Raw genomic sequence first — 21,147 nt, forward strand, 5'->3', positions numbered from 1 at the left:
CATGAAATCCGATATCAAGCTGATCGATTACCTCAACGTGCGCCGTTCCATTCCTGCGTTCCAGATGTGCGAGCCGGGTCCCGGCAAAGCCGAAATCGAGGAAATCCTTCGCCTGTCGTCGCGCGTTCCTGACCACGGCAAGCTGGCGCCATGGCGCTTCATCGTCTATCGCGGCGAGGAGCGCGTACGGATCGGCGAGGAATTGCTGAAACTTGCTCTCGAAGCCAAGCCTGAACTGTCGGATGAGATGATCCAGGTGGAACGCACGCGCTTCACCCGGGCTCCTGTCGTTGTCGCCGTCGTCAGCAAGGCCGGGCCGCATTTCAAGATTCCGGAATGGGAGCAGGTGATGTCGGCTGGTGCTCTGTGCCTCAACGTCATCTTCTCTGCCAATGCGCATGGCTGGGTGGCGAACTGGCTGACCGAGTGGTTCGCCTTCGACGAACGCGCCTATCCGCTGCTCGGCGTGCAGCCGGGTGAGAAGGTTGCCGGCTTCATCCATATGGGTTCGTCTGAATTTCCGCCGGTCGAGCGCCCGCGCCCGGAACTGACGGAAACCGTAACCTGGGTCGGTGGAGAGAACTGATGTTCTACCGGACGGACGCCAACAAGCATGGCCTGGCGCATGATCCTTTCAAGGCGATCGTGTCGCCGCGGCCGATCGGCTGGATCGGGACGAAGGGCACCGATGGTTCGCTGAATCTCGGCCCCTATTCCTTCTTCAATGCGATCTCGGACCGTCCGAAGCTGGTGATGTTCTCCTCCAGCGGGCGCAAGCACAGCCAGAAGAATGCGGCTGAAACAGGTGTTTTCACCTGCAACTTCGTCAGCCGCCATCTGGTCGAGCACATGAATGTGTCATCGGCGGCCGTGCCCTACGGAACCAACGAGTTCGAGCTAGCGGGGCTGACGGCGCGGCAGGGCGAGATCGTCGACGCACCCTATGTCGCGGAAGCCTTTGCGGTTCTGGAATGCAAGGTGACCGAAATCATCGAGCCGAAGGGGCTGTCCGGCGAGCCGTCCGAGAATGTCATGGTGCTCGGCGAGGTGGTCGGCATCCATATCGACGAGACGATCATCCGCGAAGGCCGCCTTGACATGTCGATCGCCCGGCCGGTGGCCCGCATGGGATACATGGACTATGCGGAAGGCAGCGATGTCTTCGAAATGATGCGGCCGAAGACGCCCTGATGCGCTTGTGCCCTGCGCACAGGGGTTAATGAATATGGTGAACCAATCATAAACCATTTGCCGGTAGCGTTCTCAGAACAAGAGGAGCGTGAAGGAATCACGTTCCGCAGGTTGGGGCGTAATGGTGATTGTAGAGGCATTCCTTCGCTGGGTCGAAACTGCCAAGTCCGGAGACCGGGCACGCGCGGCCAGCGCTCTTGGCCGGGCCTATCTGCAATCCGAGATGCAGCCCGAAGAGCGCAAGGCCGCCGAGATGGCGATGACCTTCCTGCTCGACGATCCGTCGCCTAAAGTCCGCCTCGCTCTCGCGGAAGCCATCGCCTGGTCCGAAGAAGCGCCGCGCTCGCTGATCCTGGCCTTGGCCGAGGACCAGCCGGAAATTGCCTGCCATGCCGTTACCTGCTCGCCGCTGCTGACCGACGCCGATCTCGTGGATCTCGCCGGACGAGGCAGCGAGGTCACGCGGATGCTGATCGCAGCGCGCAGCAGCTTGTCGCGCGCCGTCTCTGCGGCGCTTGCCGAGATCGGCGGCGAGGAGGACGTGCTCTGCCTGCTTGAAAACGAGGGCGCCTCGATTGCACCGCATTCGCTGAAGCGTATCGCCGAAAGGCTCGGCGACTGCTGCGATATCCGCAATCTGCTGCTCGATCGCGAGAGCCTGCCGGCCGATGCCCGCCAGCTTCTGACGCAGCATGTCAGCGATGCGCTGGTGGCGCTGCCGCTCATCCAGGCCGCCATCGGCTTCAACCGTCTGCAACGGATCAGCCGCGAGGCGACGCAGTCTGCCGTGGTCTCGATCGCCGGCGAAATTCAGCCGCGCGAGATCGACGACCTCGTCGAGCATCTGCGCGTCCACGGCCATCTGACGCCATCCTTCCTGCTGCATGCGCTGTGCTCGGGAAAGGTCGATTTCTTCGCAGGCGCCGTCGTCAACCTGACCGGCTGCAGCGAAAAGCGGGTCCGCTCGATTCTCGCGACCGGCCGCATGCATGCGGTTCGCGCGCTGTACGAGACAGCCGGTTTGACGCGTGAAATCAGCACGATCTTCGTCGAGGCGACGCTGCTGTGGCGCGAAGCTTCGCGCAAGGCTTCGGCAACGATGCTTTCGACGATCTGCGGGCGGCTGCTTGAACGCTTCCGCCATCACGGCACACATGACGCGGTCAAGGAACTGCTCGACATGGTCGAGAAGCTGCACATCGCTGAGCAGCGCCAGTCGGCTCGCGCCTATGCCTCGCAGGCGGCGCTTGTCGCAGCCTAGTGGCTAAAGCGCTGGGCGACCCAGGAATATCCGTTTGAAACGAAATGCACCGGCTTGATGAGCGTCTGCTTGATGTCGTCGCCTGTTGGCAGCCCGGCGCGGACGCGCTCGGCAACCCGCACGGCATAGGCGCGTAGACCTGTTGGCTGCGGTTGTTCGACGGCTGGAGCCGTTGCTGTTGCCTGCGCTTCAAGCTTTGCTGTCTCGGGAGCGGTTACGGGCTTCGGTTCCTCGCAGACCGCGATCACCGTCGGATACTTGGCGTTGGTAAAACCCTTCAGCTGCTTTTCCGACTCGGCATCGCACATCGCCACTGTCTGCCAATGCTTGTCCACCGTCGCCACGTAATTGCATTGGGTGACGGAATCGTTGCACCCGAAGATGGTCATGGCGATGAGAACGGCTTGCATATCCGGGATCCCTGGCTATTGAAACTCATGATCTTAGACGTCGCAATTCCAACGGAATAAAGGCGGTTACATTACCATCTCTTCATGCAAGCCGACCGGGAAAACAGAAGCCATGTTAGTGACCGTCACTCTCGAAACGCCGCGCCAGCCTGAAATCATACGCCTGCTCGACATGTCGGATGCCTATGCGGCTTCGCTCTATCCGGCCGAGAGCAACCATCTGGTCGATCTCTCGACGCTGGAACAGCATTCGGTGAGCTTCTTCGTTGCGCGTAATGACGGTGTGGCCGTCGGCTGCGCCGCTCATGTCGAAGCGGGCGATGGCACGGCGGAGATCAAGCGGATGTTCGTCGATCCCTAGGCGCGCGGCCTCAAAGCAGCGAGCCGGCTGATGGATAAGCTCGAGGAGCAGGCAACGAAGAGCGGACTGAAGGCGATCCGCCTCGAAACCGGTATTCATCAGCCCGAGGCGATCGGCCTTTACCGCAAGTACTGCTATGTTGAGATCGAGCCTTTCGGCTCCTATCTTCCTGATCCGCTCAGCCTATTCATGGAAAAGCGGCTCGGCTGATCAGCCCTCGGCTGCCGCGCGCTGCGATGGCGGCGCCTGTTCGTCGATGATGATTTCGGGGCCGGTGCCGTTCTGATCCGAAGTGCGGACCTCGTGCATCCATTCGCGCCAGATGGCGACCAGCAGGGCCATCAGCACCGGGCCAATGAACAGGCCGAGGAAGCCCATGGTCTTCACGCCGCCGACCAGACCGAAGAAAGTCGGCAGGAAGGGAAGCTTGATCGGGCCGCCGACCAGTTTCGGCCTCAGTGTCTTGTCGACGATGAAGAGTTCGACGCTGCCCCAGATGAAGAGCCCGGCGCCGGCGACATGCGAGCCGCTGGCGACCAGATAGATCGATACCAGCGTGAAGGAGAGCGGCGCGCCACCGGGGATCAGCGCCATGATGCCGGTCAACACGCCGAGCGTCACGGGTGAGGGCACGCCGGCGATCCAATAGGCGATGCCGAGCACGATACCTTCGCCGATGGCGATCAGCGTCATGCCCATCACGGTCGAGCTGATGGTTGCCGGAACCACGCGGGAGATCCGCTCCCAGCGGTTCGGCAGGATGCGCTCACCGAGCATGTCGATCTGCTTGGAGAAGGACGAGCCGTCGCGATAGACGAAGAACAGCGCGATCAGCATGAAGAGCAGCGTCAACAGCAGATGGAACGATGCGCCGCCGGCTGCCAGAACCGCACGGTAGATATTGCCGATATTGGCACCGCTGACGGCCTGGATGACTTCGCCCATCGAACCCGGCGTGCCGATATATTTCGTCCAGAGTTCATCGATATAGGGACCGGCAAAGGGCAGAGCGAGGATCCATTGCGGGGTGGGGGCGCCCATGCGGTTGGCGCGGATCGCCCAGGCGACCCATTCGCGGACTTCGCCCGTCGTATAGGTGATGGCAAAGACGATCGGAATGACCAGGAAGGTGATGATCAGGATGATGGCGATGGTCGCGGCGATGGTGGTGTTGCCGCCGACGCGGGAGAGCAGCTTGCGATAGAGCGGCCAGCTGGCAAAGCCGATGACGAGGGCTGCCAGGACCGGGACGACGAAGCCGTAGAAGAAATAGACGCCAGCGGCGACAATCAGGATCAGAAGCCAGCGGGCAGCTGAAATCGAGGGAATGAGAGGCGTGCGGGCATGTGCGGAGGGACCAAGCCACCGCGGCTCGCCTGGCAGTTTGTTTTTATTCGAGAGGCTCACGTCGTTCCCTGCTTTTCTTCTCAACCACGGATATGGGCCATCGTGCCACCGGACGCAAGCATTTCGGCCAGGAAATGCCAGTTGCTCCGGCAGCGCCAAGGACCATGCCTCGGTTGGCATAGCGCTTTGTGCTGAAGCCAGTGTGACGGCAATTTCCTGCCAGAGTGTTGACCGTCAGCGAAAAGATTGATGCGCGCCGCTCAACGAGAAATCGCAAAGGATGGCAGAACGCCAAACGAAAACAGCGCGACGGAACAAATCCGCCGCGCTGTTTCAAAACTCTCTTGGCGACTGCCTCTTAGATATCGAGGTTTTCTGCGAAAGCCGCACGATCCTGGATAAAGCGGAAGCGGGCTTCCGGCTTGGTACCCATGAGGTCATCGACCGCCGTCCGCGTACCCTCGAAATCGATCTCATCGATCAGCACGCGCAGCAATGTGCGCTTGCTCGGGTCCATGGTGGTTTCCTTGAGCTGGGCGGGCAGCATTTCGCCGAGACCTTTGAACCGGCTGATTTCCACCTTCGACTTGCCCTTGAATTCCTTCTCCATCAGCTCCGCGCGGTGTCTGTCGTCGCGCGCATAGGCCGATTTCGCACCCTGCGTCAGCTTGTAGAGTGGCGGAACGGCAAGGAAGAGGTGACCGCCACGCACGAGCTCCGGCATTTCCTGATAGAAGAAGGTGATGAGCAGCGAAGCAATATGCGCGCCGTCGACATCGGCATCGGTCATGACGATGATGCGTTCGTAACGGAGGTCTTCCTCGCGATACTTCGAGCGCGTGCCGCAGCCGAGCGCCTGCACGAGGTCCGAAAGCTGCTGGTTGGCACCGAGCTTTTCGCGCCCGGCGCTGGCGACGTTGAGGATCTTGCCGCGCAGCGGCAGGATCGCCTGATTCGATCGGTTGCGCGCCTGCTTGGCGGAGCCACCTGCCGAGTCACCTTCGACGATGAAGAGCTCGGCGCCGGCAGCGGTGTTCTGCGAGCAATCGGCAAGCTTGCCGGGCAGGCGCAGCTTGCGCACAGCGGTCTTGCGGTTGACTTCCTTTTCCTTGCGGCGGCGAAGGCGCTCTTCAGCGCGTTCGATCACCCAATCGAGCAGCTTGGCTGTCTCGTTGGGATTGTCGGCGAGGTAATGGTCAAAGGGGTCGCGCAGAGCGTTTTCGACGATGCGCTGGGCCTCGACGGTGGCGAGCTTGTCCTTCGTCTGGCCGACGAACTCAGGCTCGCGGATGAAGATCGACAGCATGCCGACTGCAGAGATCATCACATCGTCGGTGGTGATCTGTGCGGCGCGCTTGTTCTGCGTCAGCTCGCCATAGGCCTTCAGACCCTTGGTCAGAGCAATGCGCAGCCCGGCCTCGTGCGTACCGCCTTCTGGCGTCGGAATGGTGTTGCAATAGGAATGAAGCTGGGGATCGCCGCCATACCAGGTGATCGCCCATTCCATCGAGCCGTGGCCGCTGGCCTTCTCGGTCTTGCCGGCGAAGATCTCGCGGGTGACGGTAAAGTCCTTGCCCATCGTTGCCTGAAGATAGTCCTTCAGGCCGCCGGGGAAGTGGAAGACCGCCTTGTTCGGGACATCGGAACCCTCAGGCAAGATGCCGTCATCGCAGCTCCAGCGGATTTCGACGCCGCCGAAGAGATAGGCTTTCGACCGCGCCATCCGGAAAACCCGGCCGGCGTCGAACTTGGCATGATCGCCGAAGATCTGCGGATCCGGATGGAAGCGGACGCGAGTGCCGCGACGGTTATGAACGTCGCCAAGCTCCTCGAGACCACCCTGCGGCAGCCCGCGCGAAAAACGCTGGCGGTAGAGCTTGCGATTGCGGGCGACCTCGACTTCCAGATCGTCGGACAGTGCGTTGACGACCGAGACGCCGACGCCGTGCAGACCGCCCGACGTTTCATAGGCCTTGCCGTCGAACTTACCGCCGGCATGCAGCTTGGTCATGATCACTTCGAGCGTCGATTTGCCGGGAACCTGCGGATGGTTCTCGACCGGGATACCACGGCCGTTGTCGCTGACCGTCAGATAGCCCTGGATATCGAGATGGACCTCAATGAAATTGGCGTGACCGGCAACGGCTTCGTCCATCGAGTTATCGATGACTTCGGCAAACAGGTGGTGCAATGCCTTCTCGTCGGTGCCGCCGATATACATGCCGGGACGCATGCGCACCGGCTCAAGGCCTTCGAGAACGCGGATCGACGAGGCGCCGTAATCATCCGAGGTGGATGATGCGGGGCCGGGGCGGGCGGAAGCGGCGGGTGCTGCCACGACGGGCTTTTCGGCAGGCGCAGCCGGCTTTGCTGGCTCCTCCTGCTTGGGCGCGAGGGGCATTCCGGCGAAGAGGTCGTTGCTGTCATCCATGGAATCGTTCAGATCTTCAATCCTGTTTGGGCAGCCCGTCCGCATGGGCTCGACCCAAAATCACCGCATTTGATGTCATGTTTGCGAATCAGGCAGATTTTGCCAGAAATCGCCTCGTTACGCGACGCCGCCCGATTTGGCGGAATTCTCTAGAATTGGTTTGCGTTGCCGGGCGCGGAATGGCAAGCGGACTTATCTCTGAGGAAAGCGCTCGCATGAAAATGTCCACAAGTCATTGCATGATTGTCACCGCAATTGCGGCCTTTTTGCTGTCCGGCGGGCTGAAGGCCTCCGCAGCCGACGTCTTGCCGCCGTACAAGGACGAGCTGTTTTCGGCCCAGACCGTGCTCCAGACTTCCGATAACGGCGCCTTTGAAACGATCAGCTATGACGAGATGCGCGACATCAACGGGCGCGACCAGATCCCGGAACAGCGCGTCCAGCAGAAATATGTCTCGCTCGGCATTCGCAAGCTGCAACAGGAAGAAACGCTCTCGCTCGATGGGCACCGGATCGATGTCACCAGGGTGGGACCGGCGGAAAATGCGGCCTTTACGGTGATCTTCATTCATGGGCGCGACGGGACGCGCCGGCTCGGTGCCAACGATTTCACCTTCGGCGGCAATTTCAACCGGGTGAAGAACCTCGTGGCCGGCAATGGCGGCGTCTATTACTCGCCGACCGTCAAGACCTTCGACAGCGACGGCGTTGCCAACATCGTCGAGCTGATCCGCTATGCCAGCGAGAAGTCTGGCGGCAGACCTGTCATTCTGACCTGCGCCTCGATGGGCAGCCAGATCTGCTGGGGCGTGACGCGGGATGCGGCGAGCGTCGAGCGGCTGAAGGGCATGCTGATCATGAGCGGCGTCACCGATCCGGATTTTGCCAAGAGCGCCTTCTACAAGGCCAAGCTGCCGATGTACTTCGCCCATGGCAGCCGCGATCCTGTCTATGCCGCGACCGATCAGCAGGGGCTGTTCGAAGCGCTCTACAAGTCCAAGTACCCGACGCGCTTCACGCTCTTCGACACCGGCAATCACGGAACGCCGATCCGGATGATCGACTGGCGCAAGGTGCTGAACTGGATTCTTGCTTCCTAGGCCGTCTGCCGAGACTATTTTAAGCATTTTGAGCGCTAAACCGTCTTTTTCCCTTACGTAAGGGGCGGAAAGCTTTTCATTCGCTGCTGCTTTTGCTAAGGCCGCAGAATACCGGAAAAATGTGGAAGGCTTGGCATGACACCTGACGTGCGTCCGCTCGTGGCGGGGAACTGGAAAATGAACGGTACCCGCGACTCCCTCGACCAGATCAAGGCGATCTCGGAAGGTGTCAAAGGCCCGCTCTCCTCGAAGGTCGAAGCGCTGATCTGCCCTCCGGCCACGCTGCTCTACGTGGCGACGGCGCTCTGCACCGACAGCCCGCTGGCGATCGGCGCGCAGGATTGCCATCAGAAACCGTCCGGCGCCCATACCGGTGACATCTCGGCGGAAATGATTGCCGATTGCTTCGGCACCTATGTGATCGTTGGTCACTCCGAGCGCCGAACCGACCATGCCGAGACCGATCATCTGGTGCGCGCCAAGGCCGAGGCTGCATTCGCTGCCGACCTGACCGCCATCACTTGCATCGGCGAGACCGCCGACGAGCGCAAGGCCGGCCAGACGCTCGATATCATCAAGCGTCAGCTTTCCGCCTCGGTGCCTGACACCGCGACGGCCGAAAACACCGTGATCGCCTATGAGCCCGTCTGGGCAATCGGCACCGGTCTGACGCCGACCGTCGATGACGTCGAGAAGGCGCATGCCTTCATGCGCAGCGAGCTGACGGCCCGTTTCGGCGCCGAGGGCAAGAAGGTTCGCATCCTCTATGGCGGGTCGGTCAAGCCTTCCAACGCCAAGGAGTTGATGGGTGTCGCCAATGTCGATGGTGCACTGATTGGCGGCGCGAGCTTGAAAGCGGCGGATTTCCTCGCCATCTACGGCGCATACACGGAACTCACTGCCTAAATCTGAGCTAAGGGCTTGGAATAGGCGATTGCCTCATGTAAAGAGCGCCAGATTTTATTGGATGCCCGCCTTGCGGGCAGGACTGGACCCATGCAGACCGTATTGATTGTCATCCACCTCATGATCGTGCTGGCGCTTGTCGGCGTCGTGCTTATCCAGCGTTCGGAAGGCGGCGGCCTCGGCATCGGCGGCGGTTCCGGCTTCATGTCGGCGCGCGGCACGGCCAATGCGCTGACCCGCACGACCGCGATCCTGGCGACGCTGTTCTTCATCACGTCGCTCGGCCTCGGCATCCTGACGCGTTACCAGGGCAATCCGACGGATATCCTGAACCGCATTCCGGCAACGAGCGGCGCCGGCAACGGCATTCTCGATTCGCTGGGTGGCGGCGCGGCCAAGCCTCCGGCCAATCAGCCTGCCAGCAACGGCGTTCCGAATGGCGGCGCTGCCGCTCCGGCTCCTGCAGCACCCGCGGCTCCGGCCCCGGCTGCATCCGCGCCTGCTGCAACGGCTCCGGCACCTGCCGCGACGGCTCCCGCCGCCAGCGCGCCGGCCGCAGCACCTGCTACTCCCGCCACCCCGGCCCAGCCGGGCGGCGTACCGACCGGACAATAAACCGGTCAGCGAAATAAACCGCCGGCAGGCCCAAGGGTCTGCCGGTTTTCTTTTGTTCAGATTTCACGCTGGCACCAAAAGTTCTGGAAAAGAATTTTTGGGCTGGTGGAATCGTTTTTGAAAAGGTATCCGGTGACTCCCATGGCGCGATACGTATTCATCACTGGCGGCGTGGTTTCCTCTCTCGGTAAAGGAATTGCGGCCGCGGCTCTCGGAGCGTTGCTGCAGGCCCGTGGATATCGGGTGCGGCTTCGCAAGCTCGACCCCTATCTGAACGTGGACCCGGGCACCATGAGCCCGACCCAGCACGGCGAAGTCTTCGTCACCGACGACGGCGCGGAAACCGATCTCGATCTCGGCCACTACGAGCGCTTCACGGGGCGTTCGGCGACCAAGACCGACAATATCACCACCGGCCGCATCTACAAGAACATCATCGACAAGGAACGCCGCGGCGATTACCTCGGCGCCACCGTCCAGGTCATTCCGCACGTGACGAACGAGATCAAGGATTTCGTCATCGAGGGCAATGACGACTACGATTTCGTCATCTGCGAAATCGGCGGCACTGTCGGCGACATCGAGGCGATGCCGTTCATGGAAGCGATCCGCCAGCTCGGCAACGATCTGCCGCGCGGCACCGCGATCTACGTTCACCTGACGCTGATGCCGTATATTCCGGCCGCCGGAGAGCTGAAGACCAAGCCGACGCAGCATTCCGTCAAGGAACTGCAGGCGCTCGGTATTCATCCCGATATCCTCCTGGTGCGCGCCGACCGCGAAATTCCGGAAGCAGAGCGCCGCAAGCTCTCGCTGTTCTGCAACGTCCGCCCGTCTGCCGTTATCCAGGCACTCGACGTTGCCAACATCTACGACGTGCCGATCGCCTATCACAAGGAAGGCCTCGACAACGAGGTGCTGGCCGCCTTCGGCATCGAACCGGCACCGAAGCCGCGCCTCGACGCCTGGGATGAGGTCTGCAACCGTATCCGCACGCCGGAAGGCGAAGTGACGATCGCGATCGTCGGCAAGTACACCGGCCTCAAGGATGCCTACAAGTCGCTGATCGAGGCGCTGCATCACGGCGGTATCGCCAACCGCGTCAAGGTCAACCTTGAATGGATCGAGTCGGAGATCTTCGAAAAGGAAGACCCGGCTCCCTATCTCGAGAAGGTCCACGGCATTCTGGTGCCAGGCGGCTTCGGCGAGCGCGGTTCGGAAGGCAAGATCAAGGCGGCGCAGTTCGCCCGCGAACGCAACGTTCCCTATTTCGGTATCTGCTTCGGCATGCAGATGGCAGTCGTAGAAGCTGCCCGTCATCTGGCAGGCATCGAGAGGGCCTCGTCGACCGAGTTCGGCAAGACCGAAGAGCCGGTGGTCGGCCTGATGACCGAATGGGTCAAGGGCAACGAGCTGCAGAAGCGCAATGCGGCCGGCGATCTCGGCGGCACCATGCGTCTCGGCGCTTACAAGGCAGCCCTGAAGAAGGGCACCAAGATTGCCGACATCTATGGCTCGACCGATATTTCCGAGCGCCACCGCCACCGCTACGAAGTCAATGTCGACTACAAGGACCGCCTGGAAAATTGCGGCTTGGTCTTCTCCGGCATGTCGCCTGACGGCGTGCTGCCGGAAACGGTCGAATACCCTGACCATCCGTGGTTCATTGGTGTTCAGTACCACCCCGAACTGAAGTCGCGCCCGCTCGACCCGCATCCGCTCTTCGCCAGCTTCATCGAAGCGGCAACCGAGCAGAGCCGCCTGGTCTAGGCGGACACAGCCTGAAAACTTGACAGAACAAGCTGCCGTCTCCATGTTACATGTAACAGGAGACGGCAATGCCTTCGAACGTCAGTGCACGCGTGAAAAAGCGCCGCGATAGCCTCAGGGCCGCGGGTCTGCGCCCCGTTCAGATATGGGTTCCTGACGCACGCTTGCCGGGCTTTGCCGAAGAGTGCCGCCGTCAGTCGGCAGTCGTCGCACAAGCGGATGTTGGTGATCCCGATCTCCACGGCTTCATGGATGCTGCGCTCGCCGACATGGACCTGACCGAAGAATGAACCGCGGCGATCTCGTGACCGTCGCGCTCGCCGGAGACTTCGGAAAGCCTCGCCCCGCGCTGATTATCCAGGCCGACAACTTCGACACAACGGACAGCGTGACGCTGCTGCTGATTTCCGGAACCCTTGTCGATGCTTCCTTGCTGCGCGTGACCGTCCATCCGGACGAGACGAACGGGCTGCGGAAATCATCGCAAGTCATGATCGACAAGACCATGACCGTCCGGCGCAACCGTATCGGCCGAAGCTTCGGGCGGCTGAGCGAGGAGAGGATGATATCGATCACGCGCTCACTAGCACTGTTTCTCGGCATAGCTTGAGCTCTCCTGTTTGGCCCAAATCTCTCCCAAGGAAGCTTCGTCCGTCTGCCGGTAGTCGCAGCAGCAACTTGCTAGCTATGTTCGAAGCGTGTTCCAGAATTCGTGCTGAGAGCGTTCCGGTCTTCACAGACGCAGCCAAAGATGGTAGAGACTGCGCCATCCGCCGGTTTGACCGGCGCGAAGCGTCTCATGGGGAGATTGTTTGATGAAAACCAACGGCACCGAAAACCACAGCTGAACAAGCCGTGCCGTTCGGGCTGGCATGTTCGGTCCACCATCAAACGACATTTCCTGCCCATGGAGGGCCTTCATGTTTCGTCGCTTCGAAAAGCTGACCGATCCTTTCCAAACCTATGCCGAAGAGACGCCGCCCGATAGGGTTTGGCCATTCATCTTCAATACACTGAAACCGCTCCGCCACGTCGCCGCCGCCAGTCTGGCGCTGACCGCCGTCGGCGCGATCCTCGAAGTCTGGCTGATCGGCTATTCTGCCCGGCTGGTCGATATACTGGCGGCGATCCGTCCCGACGAACTCTGGGCGCGTCACGGCGGCGAGTTGCTGTTTGCCGCTTTCCTTTTGCTGGTCATCCGTCCGGTTGCCGCACTGTTTTGCGAAGGGCTTGACGACATCGTCTTCAAGCCGAATGCCGTGGCAATGATCCGCTGGCGGGCACTTCGTCATGTCCAGCGCCAATCGGTCGGCTGGTTCCAGAACGATTTCTCGGGGCGCATCGCTGCACGCGTCCAGGAGATCGGCAACAGCGCTACCGGTGCAGCCTATTGCTTCCTCCACACCATCTTCTACGTGGCGATCTATATCGCCGGGTCGATCTGGCTGATGGCGTCCGTCGATATCAGGCTTATCATTCCGATGCTGGTGTGGGTGGGGCTCTATTTCGCGCTGATGGCCTATGTCATTCCGCGTATCCGGCTGGCCTCGGAGCGTTTCCAGGAGGCGGACTCGGCCTTGTCCGGCCTGCTGGTGGATACGTTTTCCAACATGGACACGATCAAGCTCTTCTCTCGCCAGCGGGACGAGGACCGCGACAGCAGGCAAAATCTGGATGCCGCCCGCCGGGCCTTCATCGCCTCGCAAAAGCTCGAGGTGACGGTCAACAGCAGCATGGTGTTTCTGAGCAGCCTGCTGATGGTCAGCCTGATCGGCTATTCCATAATGCTCTGGCAAAACGGCAATGCGCCGCTCGGCATGGTCGCTGCCGCACTGGCCCTCGGCTTACGGATCACCGCCATGGCCGAATGGCTGCTGGATGCCGTTGCCTCGCTGTTCAACCATATGGGTGCCGCACGCGATCAGCTGCGGCTCATCGCACAAGCGGTCGATATCCCTGATGCGCCTGATGCGGGTGAACTCCGGCTGAACGGCGGGACGCTCAGCTTCAACAATGTCAGCCATCATTACGGCAAGGGGCAGGGTGGCCTGGAGCGTGTCACGCTCAAGGTCGAGGCGGGAGAGAAGGTCGGGCTGGTCGGCCGGTCAGGCGCGGGGAAATCGACGCTGGTCAATCTGGCGCTGCGCTTTTTCGAAGCCGAGAGCGGGCTGATTTGCGTCGACGGTCAGGATATCCGCACCGTTACGCAGGAAAGCCTACGTAACCGCTTCAGCATGGTGGCGCAGAATGCGGCGCTGTTGCACCGCTCGGTGCGCGATAACATCGCCTACGGCCGCGAGGACCTGCCGCAGGCGATGATCGAGGCGGCGGCAGCCAAGGCGCATGCCGACAGCTTCATCCCGGGCCTGCGCGATCAGCAAGGCCGTGCCGGCTATGACGCGCATGTGGGCGAACGCGGCGTCAAGCTCTCCGGCGGGCAGCGTCAGCGCATCGCGCTGGCGCGGGCGATCCTGAAGAACGCGCCGATCCTGATCCTTGACGAGGCGACATCGGCGCTCGATTCGGAAGTGGAAGCGGCCATCCAGGATACGCTCTACGGCTTCATGGAGGGCAAGACAGTGATCGCCATCGCCCACCGGCTCTCGACCATCGCCCGGATGGACCGGATCGTTGTGCTGGATCAGGGGCGGATCGTCGAGGAAGGCCGCCACGAGGAGCTGCTGAGACAGGACGGCATCTATGCGCGCCTCTGGTCGCGTCAGTCCGGCGGCTTCCTGGGGCTCGATTCAGGCAATTGAGAAAAGTGGCCCGGCGTCATAGCGCCGGGCCACCTGTCTTACGCCGCTCTCGGCACGGGACCGACATAGACCGAGCGCGGCCTGATAAGCCGCCCCTGCAGCGCCTGCTCGCGCGCATGGGCAATCCAGCCGACCGTCCGGCCGATCGCGAAGACGCCGGTGAAGGCTTCGCGCGGGAAGCCCAATGTTTCCAGGAGCAGCGCCGTATAGAACTCGACATTGACGTCGAGCGGACGATCTGGCTTGCGCTGCTTAAGGATCGAAAGTGCCGCGCTTTCGACGGCCTCAGCCAGCGCCACGCGGGCGCTATCAACCTGTCCGGTCGCTGTCAGTGGTTTCAGCGCGTTTTTCAGGGCGTCGGCGCGGGGGTCGCGGACGCGGTAGATGCGATGGCCGAACCCCATCAACCGCTCGCCCTTGTCGAGCGCATTGCCAAGCCATGCCTCGGCGTTTCCGGCCTGGCCGATGGCGTCCAGCATATCCAGCACCGGCCCCGGCGCGCCACCGTGCAGCGGGCCCTTGAGGGCGCTGATTGCCGCGAGCACGGAGGAGGTGAGACCGGCCTGGGTCGAGGCGATGACGCGCGAGGCGAAGGTCGAGGCATTCAGGCCATGGTCGGAGATGGTGACCAGATAGGCGTCGAGGGCCGATGTCTGTTCACCGCTCGGAGGCGTACCGTTTAGCATCCGCAGAATGTCGGCAGACTGGGAAAGCTTTTGATCCGGCGCTATCGGGGCCTGGCCTTTCTGCAGCCGCAGAACTGCAGGGAGGAATACGGCGGATGCAGCCATCAGGCGGATGGCGACTGTGCTGCCTTCGCCATCGGGCAGGCGCGCGAGCAGGGCGCGCATGGCATCGACTGGCGGCAGCGCCAGGATCGTGGCGTCGGCCGCTTCGACATGGCGGAATATATCGGCGCGTGCTTCGCCGAGACGCCGCGTCAGGGAGGCTTCATCGAGCGCTTCGGGCATCAGGCCATCGAGCAGCAAAGTCGCGGTGCGCTCGTAGCTGCTGTCGGCGACGAGATCATCCAGCGAGACGCCGCGGATGATCAGCCGACCAGCTTCGCCATCGACATCCGAGAGCTGCGTTTCTGCCGCGACGACATCTTCAAGACCATTCTTCATCAGTGTTTCTCCTTTACCCGATAAAGGATCGGGCTTAGATTAGTTGACGTCAATCTTGATACAATTGATCAATGTGAGGCTCGCATGTCCTGGCTGACGGCAGATGAGGCGCTGGCGCAACTCGGCACCAAACCGCAGACGCTCTATGCCAATGTCAGCCGTGGCCGCATTCGCGCCAAGGCCGATCCTGCCGATCCGCGGCGCAGCCTCTATCACACCGCCGACGTCGCCCGGCTGGCCGAACGCCATGCCGGGCGCCGCAAGAGCGAGACTGTTGCGGCCGAGGCGATCCAGTGGGGCGATCCGGTCCTGCCATCCGCCGTTTCGACAATCATCGACGGCAGGCTTTACTACCGCGGCCGCGATGCAGTTTCGCTGTCGGCCTCGGCAACGCTGGAAGCGGCCGCGGCCGTTCTTTGGGATGCGCCTGCCGTCGAGCTTGCGGGTGAGGCGATCGAAAGCGGCCCGCCTGTCATCCGCAACGCATTCCTCGCCCTTGCCGGCAGAGTGACGCGGGATCTTCCAAGCCTCGGGCGCTCGCGTTCGGTGCTGCGCAGCGAAGCGATCTCGGTTTTCAGCTGTGTCAGCGCCGCGCTCGCGCCCGGTCGCGGCGATTTCGTCCATATCCGTCTCGCCAATGCGTGGGGCAGGCCGGAGGCTGCCGACTGTCTGCGCCGGGCACTTGTGCTTCTTGCGGACCATGAGCTCAATGCATCAACATTTGCCGCCCGGGTCACGGCGTCTTCGGGTGCGTCTCTTTCGGCCGCAGTGCTTTCGGGCCTCTCGGCGCTGACCGGCCCGCTGCACGGCGGCGCGTGGCAGGGCGTTTCCGCGCTCGCGGACATGGCAAGACACGCCGGCGCCGAAGAGGCGGTGCGCCGCGTTCTCTCTCAGGGAAATCCGCTTCCGGCTTTCGGTCATCCCTTGTATCCGGACGGTGACATAAGGGCATCGGCGCTTCTTCAACATTTCGAAATGCCCCGCCTGTTCGAGGAGATCAGGAAGGCAGGCGAAGCGGCGACAGGTGAGAGGGCGAATGTCGATTTCGCCCTGACAGCGATGGCGGAGCGCTTTGCGCTGCCCGGCGAGGCGGCGATGGTGATCTTCGCCCTGGCGCGCACCTGCGGCTGGCTTGCCCATGCGATGGAGCAGGTCGAAGACGGCCATCTGATCCGCCCGCGGGCGCGCTATTGTGGCCCGGCCTTGGTGGCCGGCGGCTAACGCTTGCCAGCGGCTGCGCTTTTCTGCATACGGGATCAAGCTTTTGTTTTATGATGGCGAGCCGGGAAACGGGCCGATCGCCTGCGCAGAGACTGCGCATCTCAGGATTGGCCGAAAGTCATGTGGGGACGTATCATGGGCTTGGTTTCAACAATCCTTCGCGGATCGGCTGCTGCATGCATATTGCTCGCGCTGCCGGTCGTCGCAGTGGCGCAGACGAGCGGCTGCGCGCTGCAGAACGCCGATGGCGGACGCCGGATCCTGCACTGCCCAGGCGGCGTGACAGTCACCGCTGAAGCTGGTGCCGGATTCAATCTTAACGACCGGAATGGCGACGGCAGTCCCGACAGCGCATCGCTGCGGCGCAAGGCGATCCTCGTCGATGTCGACAGCAGCCGTCATACGGGCGGCTTTCAAGTGGTGACGCCACAGGCGATTGCGGCTGTCCGAGGCACGCAATGGGCTGTCGATGTCGGTGGCGGACAGACCTCGGTGCTGGTCGTCCGCGGCGCGGTTGCCGTGCGGCGCCCACAGGGCGATTCCGTCGTTCTTCGTCCGGGCGAGGGCGTCGATGTTCGCGCCGGCAGCAGCGCGCTCGAAGTTCGCCGCTGGCCGCAGGCGCGCGCCGCGGCACTGCTTGCCCGCCTCGGCCTGTAGGATCCCATGCCCCGTCAGAATGTTCTTGTGACCGCCGCGCTGCTTCTGTCCGCGATCTGGGGCGCGTTCCTCGGCTCGGCGCATCTTGGCGGCGGCGCAACGGTTCTCGATCGTCCCGAAGCCTCGCTGACCGATCTCAAGAGCACGCTGATCGGCAGGAGAACGCCGCCACCCGTCGTTACCATCGCGGCGATCGACGACCGGACGGCTGCGGCTCATGGCTATCCGCTCGACCGCGCGACGCTGGCCAAGGCCGTGACGGCTATTGCCGCCTTGAAGCCCAAAGTCATCGCGCTCGATCTGCTCTTCGTCGATCCCGGCAGCGATGTGGCCGATAGCGCGCTGGCGTCGGCGCTTCAGCTTGCTCCGTCTGTGATAGCGGGTGCTGCAGTCTTCCCGCAAAGCGTCCAGTTCGTCGGCAACGAAGCAAACGATCCGCTGGCGGCCATTCCCGTCGCAGAGAGCCTGTTGCTTCCGCAAGAACGGCTTGCCGATGTCGCGGCAACGGGCATCGTCAATGTCTCGACGGACCAGACTGGCGTACCGCGCTTCATCCCGCTGCTGTCGCGCGGCGAGGGGCGTATCGACCCGTCCTTTCCGCTGAAGGCAGCGTCTCTGGCGATCGGCCACGATCCGGCATTCCAGCCCGGCGCGATCGCCTTTACCGACACGCGTATCCCGACCGACACCGGACAGCGCCTGCCGCTGACCTTTTACGGCCCGCGCGGCACCATTCCGACCGTCAGCATCGCCGACGCGCTCGATGGCAAGCTCACCACGCAGGAGGTGGCCGACAAAGTCGTCGTCATCGGCTCCACGGTCACCGGCGGCGGCGATGTCTTTCCGACGCCCTTCGATCCGGTTCTGCCTGGCGTCGAAGTGATGTCGACGGCGATCACGCATCTGGTCGCCGGGGACAGCGTCATCCGCGACCACAATGTCCGCCGATTCGATGCGACCCTTGCGGTGCTCCTGCCGCTTGCCGTCGTCGGTCTGCTTGCCTGGCGGCGCAGCGTCATCGGTTTCGTGATGATCGCGCTGCTGTTCGTCGCCTGGGCCGGCGTCAATGTCGCGGCATTCCGGCAGGGATACTGGCTGAGTGCGGCATTGCCGATTGCAGCCGCGTTGCCACCGGCGCTGATCTTCGGCGCCGCGCAGCTGTTTACCGACCGCCGCCGGGCCCGTCTTTTCGCGGCGCAGAGCGAATTGTTGCAGCGGATCGAAGCGCCGGGCCTCGGAGAGTGGCTGGCCCGAGATCCTTCCTTCCTCTCCCATCCCGTGCGCCAGAATGCTGCCGTTGTCTTCATTGATCTCTCGGGCTTTACCGGCATGAGCGAAGCCGTCGGTGCCGTCGCAGTCCGCGAGATTCTCAGCGGCTTCTTCGAGCTCGTCGATGAAGAGGCGCGCGCCCACCAGGGTGCCATAACCAGCTTCATGGGCGATGGCGCGATGATCCTCTTCGGCCTGCCGGAGCCCCAGCCGGACGATGCGGCGCGTGCTGCGGCCTGCGCACTGTCTCTGGCGGAGCGCACCCGCGCCTGGCTGGCGGCCAACCCGACGCTACCCACCGGCCACAAGGTCGGCTTCAAGATCGGCGCGCATTGCGGTCCCGTCGTCGCATCGCGTCTCGGCACGGGTAACCGGCAGCAAATCACCGCGACGGGCGACACCGTCAACGTCGCCAGCCGGCTGATGGAAGTGGCGGCGGGGCGCGGCTCGGAGATCGCTTTCAGCGCAGCGCTGGTGCATGCGGCCTCTCAGGGCGGTACACCGCCTGCGGGCGGAATTCTTGAGGGACCATTCGAGACGCGCATTCGCGGGCGGGCCGGCGGTATCGAAGTCTGGTTGCGGCGGCAGCAGGCTGCCTGAAACTGGCGCTTTGACTTTTTGCCTGCAAAGGGATAGGAACGCGCCAACCGTTCGGCCGGGCAGATCCCGGCCAAGGCGCGCTTGCGCCTGAAAATTCCGAAAGACAGATCACATGACAGAGATTAACGGCGTCGTTCCGGCGATCGCCAAGGCGTTGTCGAAGCGCGGCTATACGGCGTTGACCCCGGTTCAGCAGGCAATGCTCGACCCGGCGCTTGCGTCGAAGGACGCCCTCGTATCGGCCCAGACCGGCTCCGGCAAGACCGTGGCATTTGGCCTGGCGCTGGCACCGACGCTGCTTCAGGACGACGACCGCTTCGAGCCGGCAGCGGAACCGCTGGCCCTGGTCATCGCGCCGACTCGCGAACTCGCGCTGCAGGTCAAGCGCGAGCTCGAATGGCTGTACGAAATGACCGGCGCGCTGATCGTCAGCTGCGTCGGCGGCATGGATATTCGCAGCGAGCGCCGGGCGCTGGAGCGCGGCGCTCATATCGTCGTCGGCACGCCCGGCCGTCTCTGCGACCATATCCGCCGCCGCGCACTCGATATTTCGTCGCTGAAGGCCGTCGTGCTCGACGAGGCGGACGAGATGCTCGATCTCGGCTTCCGCGAAGACCTGGAGTTCATCCTCGAATCGTCGCCTGACGACCGCCGCACGCTGATGTTCTCGGCAACGGTGCCTGCCGCCATTGCGAAGCTCGCCAAGAGCTTCCAGCGTGATGCGGTTCGCATCTCGACGCAGTCGGAAGAAAAGCAGCATGTCGATATCGAATATCGCGCATTGGCCGTTGCTCCCTCCGATCGCGAGAATGCCATCGTCAATGTGCTGCGCTATTACGATGCCAAGAATGCCATCGTTTTCTGCTCGACGCGCGCTGCCGTCAATCACCTGACGGCGCGGTTCAACAATCGCAATTTCTCGGTCGTCGCACTCTCCGGCGAACTGACGCAGAACGAACGGACGCATGCGCTGCAGGCGATGCGCGACGGACGTGCCCGCGTCTGTATCGCGACCGACGTTGCCGCCCGTGGCATCGACCTGCCGGGCCTCGATCTCGTCATCCATGCCGATCTGCCGACTAACTCGGAAACGCTGCTTCACCGCAGCGGCCGCACGGGCCGCGCCGGGCGCAAGGGCGTCAGCGCCATCATCGTGCCGCTGAATGCCCGCCGCAAGGCCGAGCGCATTCTGGACGGCGCCGGCGTTTCGCCGACCTGGGCCCGCCCGCCGTCTGCCGAAGAAGTGATGCAGCGCGACGACGAGCGGCTGCTTGCCGATCCGATTCTTAGCGAAGCGCAGTCCGATGACGATCAGACGCTCGTCAATCAGCTGATCGCCAACTATGGCGCCGAGAAGCTGGCCGCCGCTTTCGTGCGGCTCTACCGCTCTAATCAGTCTGCGCCTGAAGATATCACCGAAGTGTCGCTCGACGGCGGTGCACGCAAGCGCCGCGACAACGCCGATGGTCCGCGTGAGCCGAGCCAGAAGGGACCGCGCGACGATTTCGGCGCCAGCGTCTGGTTCTCGCTTTCGGTCGGCCGCAAGCAGAATGCCGAACCACGCTGGCTGATCCCGATGATCTGCCGCAACGGCAACCTGACGAAGCGCGAGATCGGCGCCATCAAGATGCAGCCGGAAGAGACCTTTGTCGAAATCGCCGCCGGCAATGCCGAGGCCTTTCTCGCGGCACTTGGACCGAACAAGACGATGGAACGCGGCATTCGCGTCAATCGCCTGAACGGCACACCCGATTTCAGCCGCCCGGCGAACGACCGGCCTGCAGGCAAGAAGGCCTACGAGGCACGCCGCGACGACGCCGTGCGCGACGACCGCCCGAAGGCGAAGTTCAAGAAGGACTTCTCCCCGGAGCAGGCGCCGGCTGGTGGCGAGCGCAGCGACAAGCCCTGGAGCAAGAAGCCCGGCAAGCCGAAATTCGAAGGCAAGCCAAGGGCGGAAGGCCAGAAGTTCGAAGGCAAGCCCAAGTTTGAGGGCAAGCCGAAGTTCGAAGGCCAGAAATTCGAGGGCAAGGGCGGCTTCGCTCCGAAGGGCAAGTTCAGCAAGAAGAAGCAGGGCTGAGGCTGGCGGCAACGCCATCCCGGCCGCTCGATAGCGGGCAGCAGC

Annotated in this window: 18 protein-coding genes and 1 pseudogene; 15 read left to right on the plus strand and 4 right to left on the minus strand. The window is 62.8% G+C overall.

Annotated elements, in window-relative coordinates; genetic code table 11:
- Position 1: 1 nt before the first annotated feature.
- From AC1DV9_RS06945 to AC1DV9_RS06955, 3 genes are all read left to right on the plus strand, one after another.
- On the plus strand, positions 2-586 hold the full coding sequence (locus tag AC1DV9_RS06945; protein WP_112518320.1) for a nitroreductase family protein: 585 nt from the start codon (positions 2-4) through the stop codon (positions 584-586).
- Positions 586-1,191 carry a flavin reductase family protein gene (locus AC1DV9_RS06950; RefSeq protein ID WP_477946883.1) on the plus strand — a complete coding sequence of 202 codons (606 nt, stop codon included), beginning with the start codon at positions 586-588 and terminating at the stop codon, positions 1,189-1,191. Before AC1DV9_RS06945 ends, AC1DV9_RS06950 begins: the two co-directional genes overlap by 1 nt.
- A 121-nt stretch (positions 1,192-1,312) precedes the next feature.
- On the plus strand, positions 1,313-2,452 hold the full coding sequence (locus tag AC1DV9_RS06955) for a DUF2336 domain-containing protein (RefSeq protein ID WP_477946885.1): 1,140 nt from the start codon (positions 1,313-1,315) through the stop codon (positions 2,450-2,452).
- Here the strand turns inward: AC1DV9_RS06955 and AC1DV9_RS06960 are convergent.
- On the minus strand, positions 2,449-2,862 hold the full coding sequence (locus AC1DV9_RS06960; RefSeq protein WP_477946886.1) for a hypothetical protein: 414 nt from the start codon (positions 2,860-2,862) through the stop codon (positions 2,449-2,451). The genes AC1DV9_RS06955 and AC1DV9_RS06960 overlap by 4 nt on opposite strands.
- Before the next feature lie 112 nt (positions 2,863-2,974).
- Between AC1DV9_RS06960 and AC1DV9_RS06965 the strand changes: the two are divergent.
- Positions 2,975-3,433 (plus strand): annotated as a pseudogene (locus tag AC1DV9_RS06965) (GNAT family N-acetyltransferase).
- On the opposite strand, the gene AC1DV9_RS06970 reads toward AC1DV9_RS06965, so the two are convergent.
- Together AC1DV9_RS06970 and parE are read right to left on the minus strand one after the other, a co-directional pair.
- A complete protein-coding gene (locus AC1DV9_RS06970; protein WP_477946888.1) occupies positions 3,434-4,630 on the minus strand; it encodes an AI-2E family transporter in 1,197 nt (398 codons plus the stop codon).
- Between the two features lie 298 nt (positions 4,631-4,928).
- Positions 4,929-7,001: a DNA topoisomerase IV subunit B gene (gene parE, locus AC1DV9_RS06975; RefSeq protein ID WP_112387353.1), complete on the minus strand. Its 2,073-nt coding sequence runs from the start codon at positions 6,999-7,001 to the stop codon at positions 4,929-4,931.
- 215 nt (positions 7,002-7,216) lie between these two features.
- Between parE and AC1DV9_RS06980 the strand changes: the two genes are divergently transcribed.
- The 7 genes from AC1DV9_RS06980 (at position 7,217) to AC1DV9_RS07010 (ending at position 14,151) form a co-directional block, all read left to right on the plus strand.
- A complete protein-coding gene (locus tag AC1DV9_RS06980) occupies positions 7,217-8,101 on the plus strand; it encodes an alpha/beta hydrolase (protein WP_477946889.1) in 885 nt (294 codons plus the stop codon).
- A gap of 135 nt (positions 8,102-8,236) precedes the next feature.
- Entirely contained in the window at positions 8,237-9,007 is a 771-nt protein-coding gene (tpiA, locus tag AC1DV9_RS06985) for a triose-phosphate isomerase (RefSeq protein WP_477946891.1), read from the plus strand.
- A gap of 90 nt (positions 9,008-9,097) precedes the next feature.
- A complete protein-coding gene (gene secG, locus AC1DV9_RS06990) occupies positions 9,098-9,622 on the plus strand; it encodes a preprotein translocase subunit SecG (protein ID WP_477942941.1) in 525 nt (174 codons plus the stop codon).
- Positions 9,623-9,763: 141 nt separating this feature from the next.
- On the plus strand, positions 9,764-11,392 hold the full coding sequence (locus tag AC1DV9_RS06995; protein ID WP_477946893.1) for a CTP synthase: 1,629 nt from the start codon (positions 9,764-9,766) through the stop codon (positions 11,390-11,392).
- Positions 11,393-11,460: 68 nt separating this feature from the next.
- Positions 11,461-11,682, plus strand: coding sequence for an antitoxin MazE family protein (locus tag AC1DV9_RS07000; protein ID WP_477942937.1), 222 nt, complete (start codon positions 11,461-11,463; stop codon positions 11,680-11,682).
- Positions 11,679-12,002, plus strand: a complete 324-nt coding sequence (locus AC1DV9_RS07005; RefSeq protein WP_112387359.1) for a type II toxin-antitoxin system PemK/MazF family toxin — start codon at positions 11,679-11,681, stop codon at positions 12,000-12,002. The genes AC1DV9_RS07000 and AC1DV9_RS07005 overlap by 4 nt, the downstream gene beginning before the upstream one ends.
- Positions 12,003-12,312: 310 nt before the next feature.
- The gene (locus AC1DV9_RS07010; protein ID WP_477946894.1) at positions 12,313-14,151 is read left to right on the plus strand and encodes an ABC transporter ATP-binding protein; all 1,839 of its coding nucleotides are present in this window, start codon (positions 12,313-12,315) and stop codon (positions 14,149-14,151) included.
- Positions 14,152-14,189: 38 nt separating this feature from the next.
- Here AC1DV9_RS07010 and AC1DV9_RS07015 read toward each other — a convergent pair whose 3' ends face one another.
- Positions 14,190-15,278, minus strand: a complete 1,089-nt coding sequence (locus AC1DV9_RS07015) for a citrate synthase/methylcitrate synthase (RefSeq protein ID WP_477946896.1) — start codon at positions 15,276-15,278, stop codon at positions 14,190-14,192.
- 84 nt (positions 15,279-15,362) lie between these two features.
- On the opposite strand from AC1DV9_RS07015, the gene AC1DV9_RS07020 reads away from it, so the two are divergent.
- The 4 genes from AC1DV9_RS07020 (at position 15,363) to AC1DV9_RS07035 (ending at position 21,102) form a co-directional block, all read left to right on the plus strand.
- Positions 15,363-16,499, plus strand: coding sequence for a citrate synthase (locus AC1DV9_RS07020; RefSeq protein ID WP_477946898.1), 1,137 nt, complete (start codon positions 15,363-15,365; stop codon positions 16,497-16,499).
- A gap of 135 nt (positions 16,500-16,634) precedes the next feature.
- Positions 16,635-17,156 (plus strand): FecR domain-containing protein, encoded by a 522-nt coding sequence (locus tag AC1DV9_RS07025; RefSeq protein WP_477946901.1) that lies wholly within the window; start codon positions 16,635-16,637, stop codon positions 17,154-17,156.
- A gap of 6 nt (positions 17,157-17,162) precedes the next feature.
- On the plus strand, positions 17,163-19,025 hold the full coding sequence (locus AC1DV9_RS07030) for a CHASE2 domain-containing protein (protein WP_477946902.1): 1,863 nt from the start codon (positions 17,163-17,165) through the stop codon (positions 19,023-19,025).
- Between the two features lie 112 nt (positions 19,026-19,137).
- Positions 19,138-21,102, plus strand: coding sequence for a DEAD/DEAH box helicase (locus AC1DV9_RS07035; RefSeq protein WP_112518501.1), 1,965 nt, complete (start codon positions 19,138-19,140; stop codon positions 21,100-21,102).
- Positions 21,103-21,147: the final 45 nt, after the last annotated feature.

It is taken from the genome of Rhizobium sp. 01L410 (assembly GCF_056400165.1).

Coding starts and splice junctions, on each gene's coding strand:
- AC1DV9_RS06945 (WP_112518320.1), top strand. CDS start 2: ATGAAATCCGATATCAAGCTGATCGATTACCTCAACGTGCGCCGTTCC.
- AC1DV9_RS06950 (WP_477946883.1), top strand. CDS start 586: ATGTTCTACCGGACGGACGCCAACAAGCATGGCCTGGCGCATGATCCT.
- AC1DV9_RS06955 (WP_477946885.1), top strand. CDS start 1,313: ATGGTGATTGTAGAGGCATTCCTTCGCTGGGTCGAAACTGCCAAGTCC.
- AC1DV9_RS06960 (WP_477946886.1), bottom strand. CDS start 2,862: ATGCAAGCCGTTCTCATCGCCATGACCATCTTCGGGTGCAACGATTCC.
- parE (WP_112387353.1), bottom strand. CDS start 7,001: ATGGATGACAGCAACGACCTCTTCGCCGGAATGCCCCTCGCGCCCAAG.
- AC1DV9_RS06980 (WP_477946889.1), top strand. CDS start 7,217: ATGAAAATGTCCACAAGTCATTGCATGATTGTCACCGCAATTGCGGCC.
- tpiA (WP_477946891.1), top strand. CDS start 8,237: ATGACACCTGACGTGCGTCCGCTCGTGGCGGGGAACTGGAAAATGAAC.
- secG (WP_477942941.1), top strand. CDS start 9,098: ATGCAGACCGTATTGATTGTCATCCACCTCATGATCGTGCTGGCGCTT.
- AC1DV9_RS06995 (WP_477946893.1), top strand. CDS start 9,764: ATGGCGCGATACGTATTCATCACTGGCGGCGTGGTTTCCTCTCTCGGT.
- AC1DV9_RS07000 (WP_477942937.1), top strand. CDS start 11,461: ATGCCTTCGAACGTCAGTGCACGCGTGAAAAAGCGCCGCGATAGCCTC.
- AC1DV9_RS07005 (WP_112387359.1), top strand. CDS start 11,679: ATGAACCGCGGCGATCTCGTGACCGTCGCGCTCGCCGGAGACTTCGGA.
- AC1DV9_RS07010 (WP_477946894.1), top strand. CDS start 12,313: ATGTTTCGTCGCTTCGAAAAGCTGACCGATCCTTTCCAAACCTATGCC.
- AC1DV9_RS07015 (WP_477946896.1), bottom strand. CDS start 15,278: ATGAAGAATGGTCTTGAAGATGTCGTCGCGGCAGAAACGCAGCTCTCG.
- AC1DV9_RS07020 (WP_477946898.1), top strand. CDS start 15,363: ATGTCCTGGCTGACGGCAGATGAGGCGCTGGCGCAACTCGGCACCAAA.
- AC1DV9_RS07025 (WP_477946901.1), top strand. CDS start 16,635: ATGGGCTTGGTTTCAACAATCCTTCGCGGATCGGCTGCTGCATGCATA.
- AC1DV9_RS07030 (WP_477946902.1), top strand. CDS start 17,163: ATGCCCCGTCAGAATGTTCTTGTGACCGCCGCGCTGCTTCTGTCCGCG.
- AC1DV9_RS07035 (WP_112518501.1), top strand. CDS start 19,138: ATGACAGAGATTAACGGCGTCGTTCCGGCGATCGCCAAGGCGTTGTCG.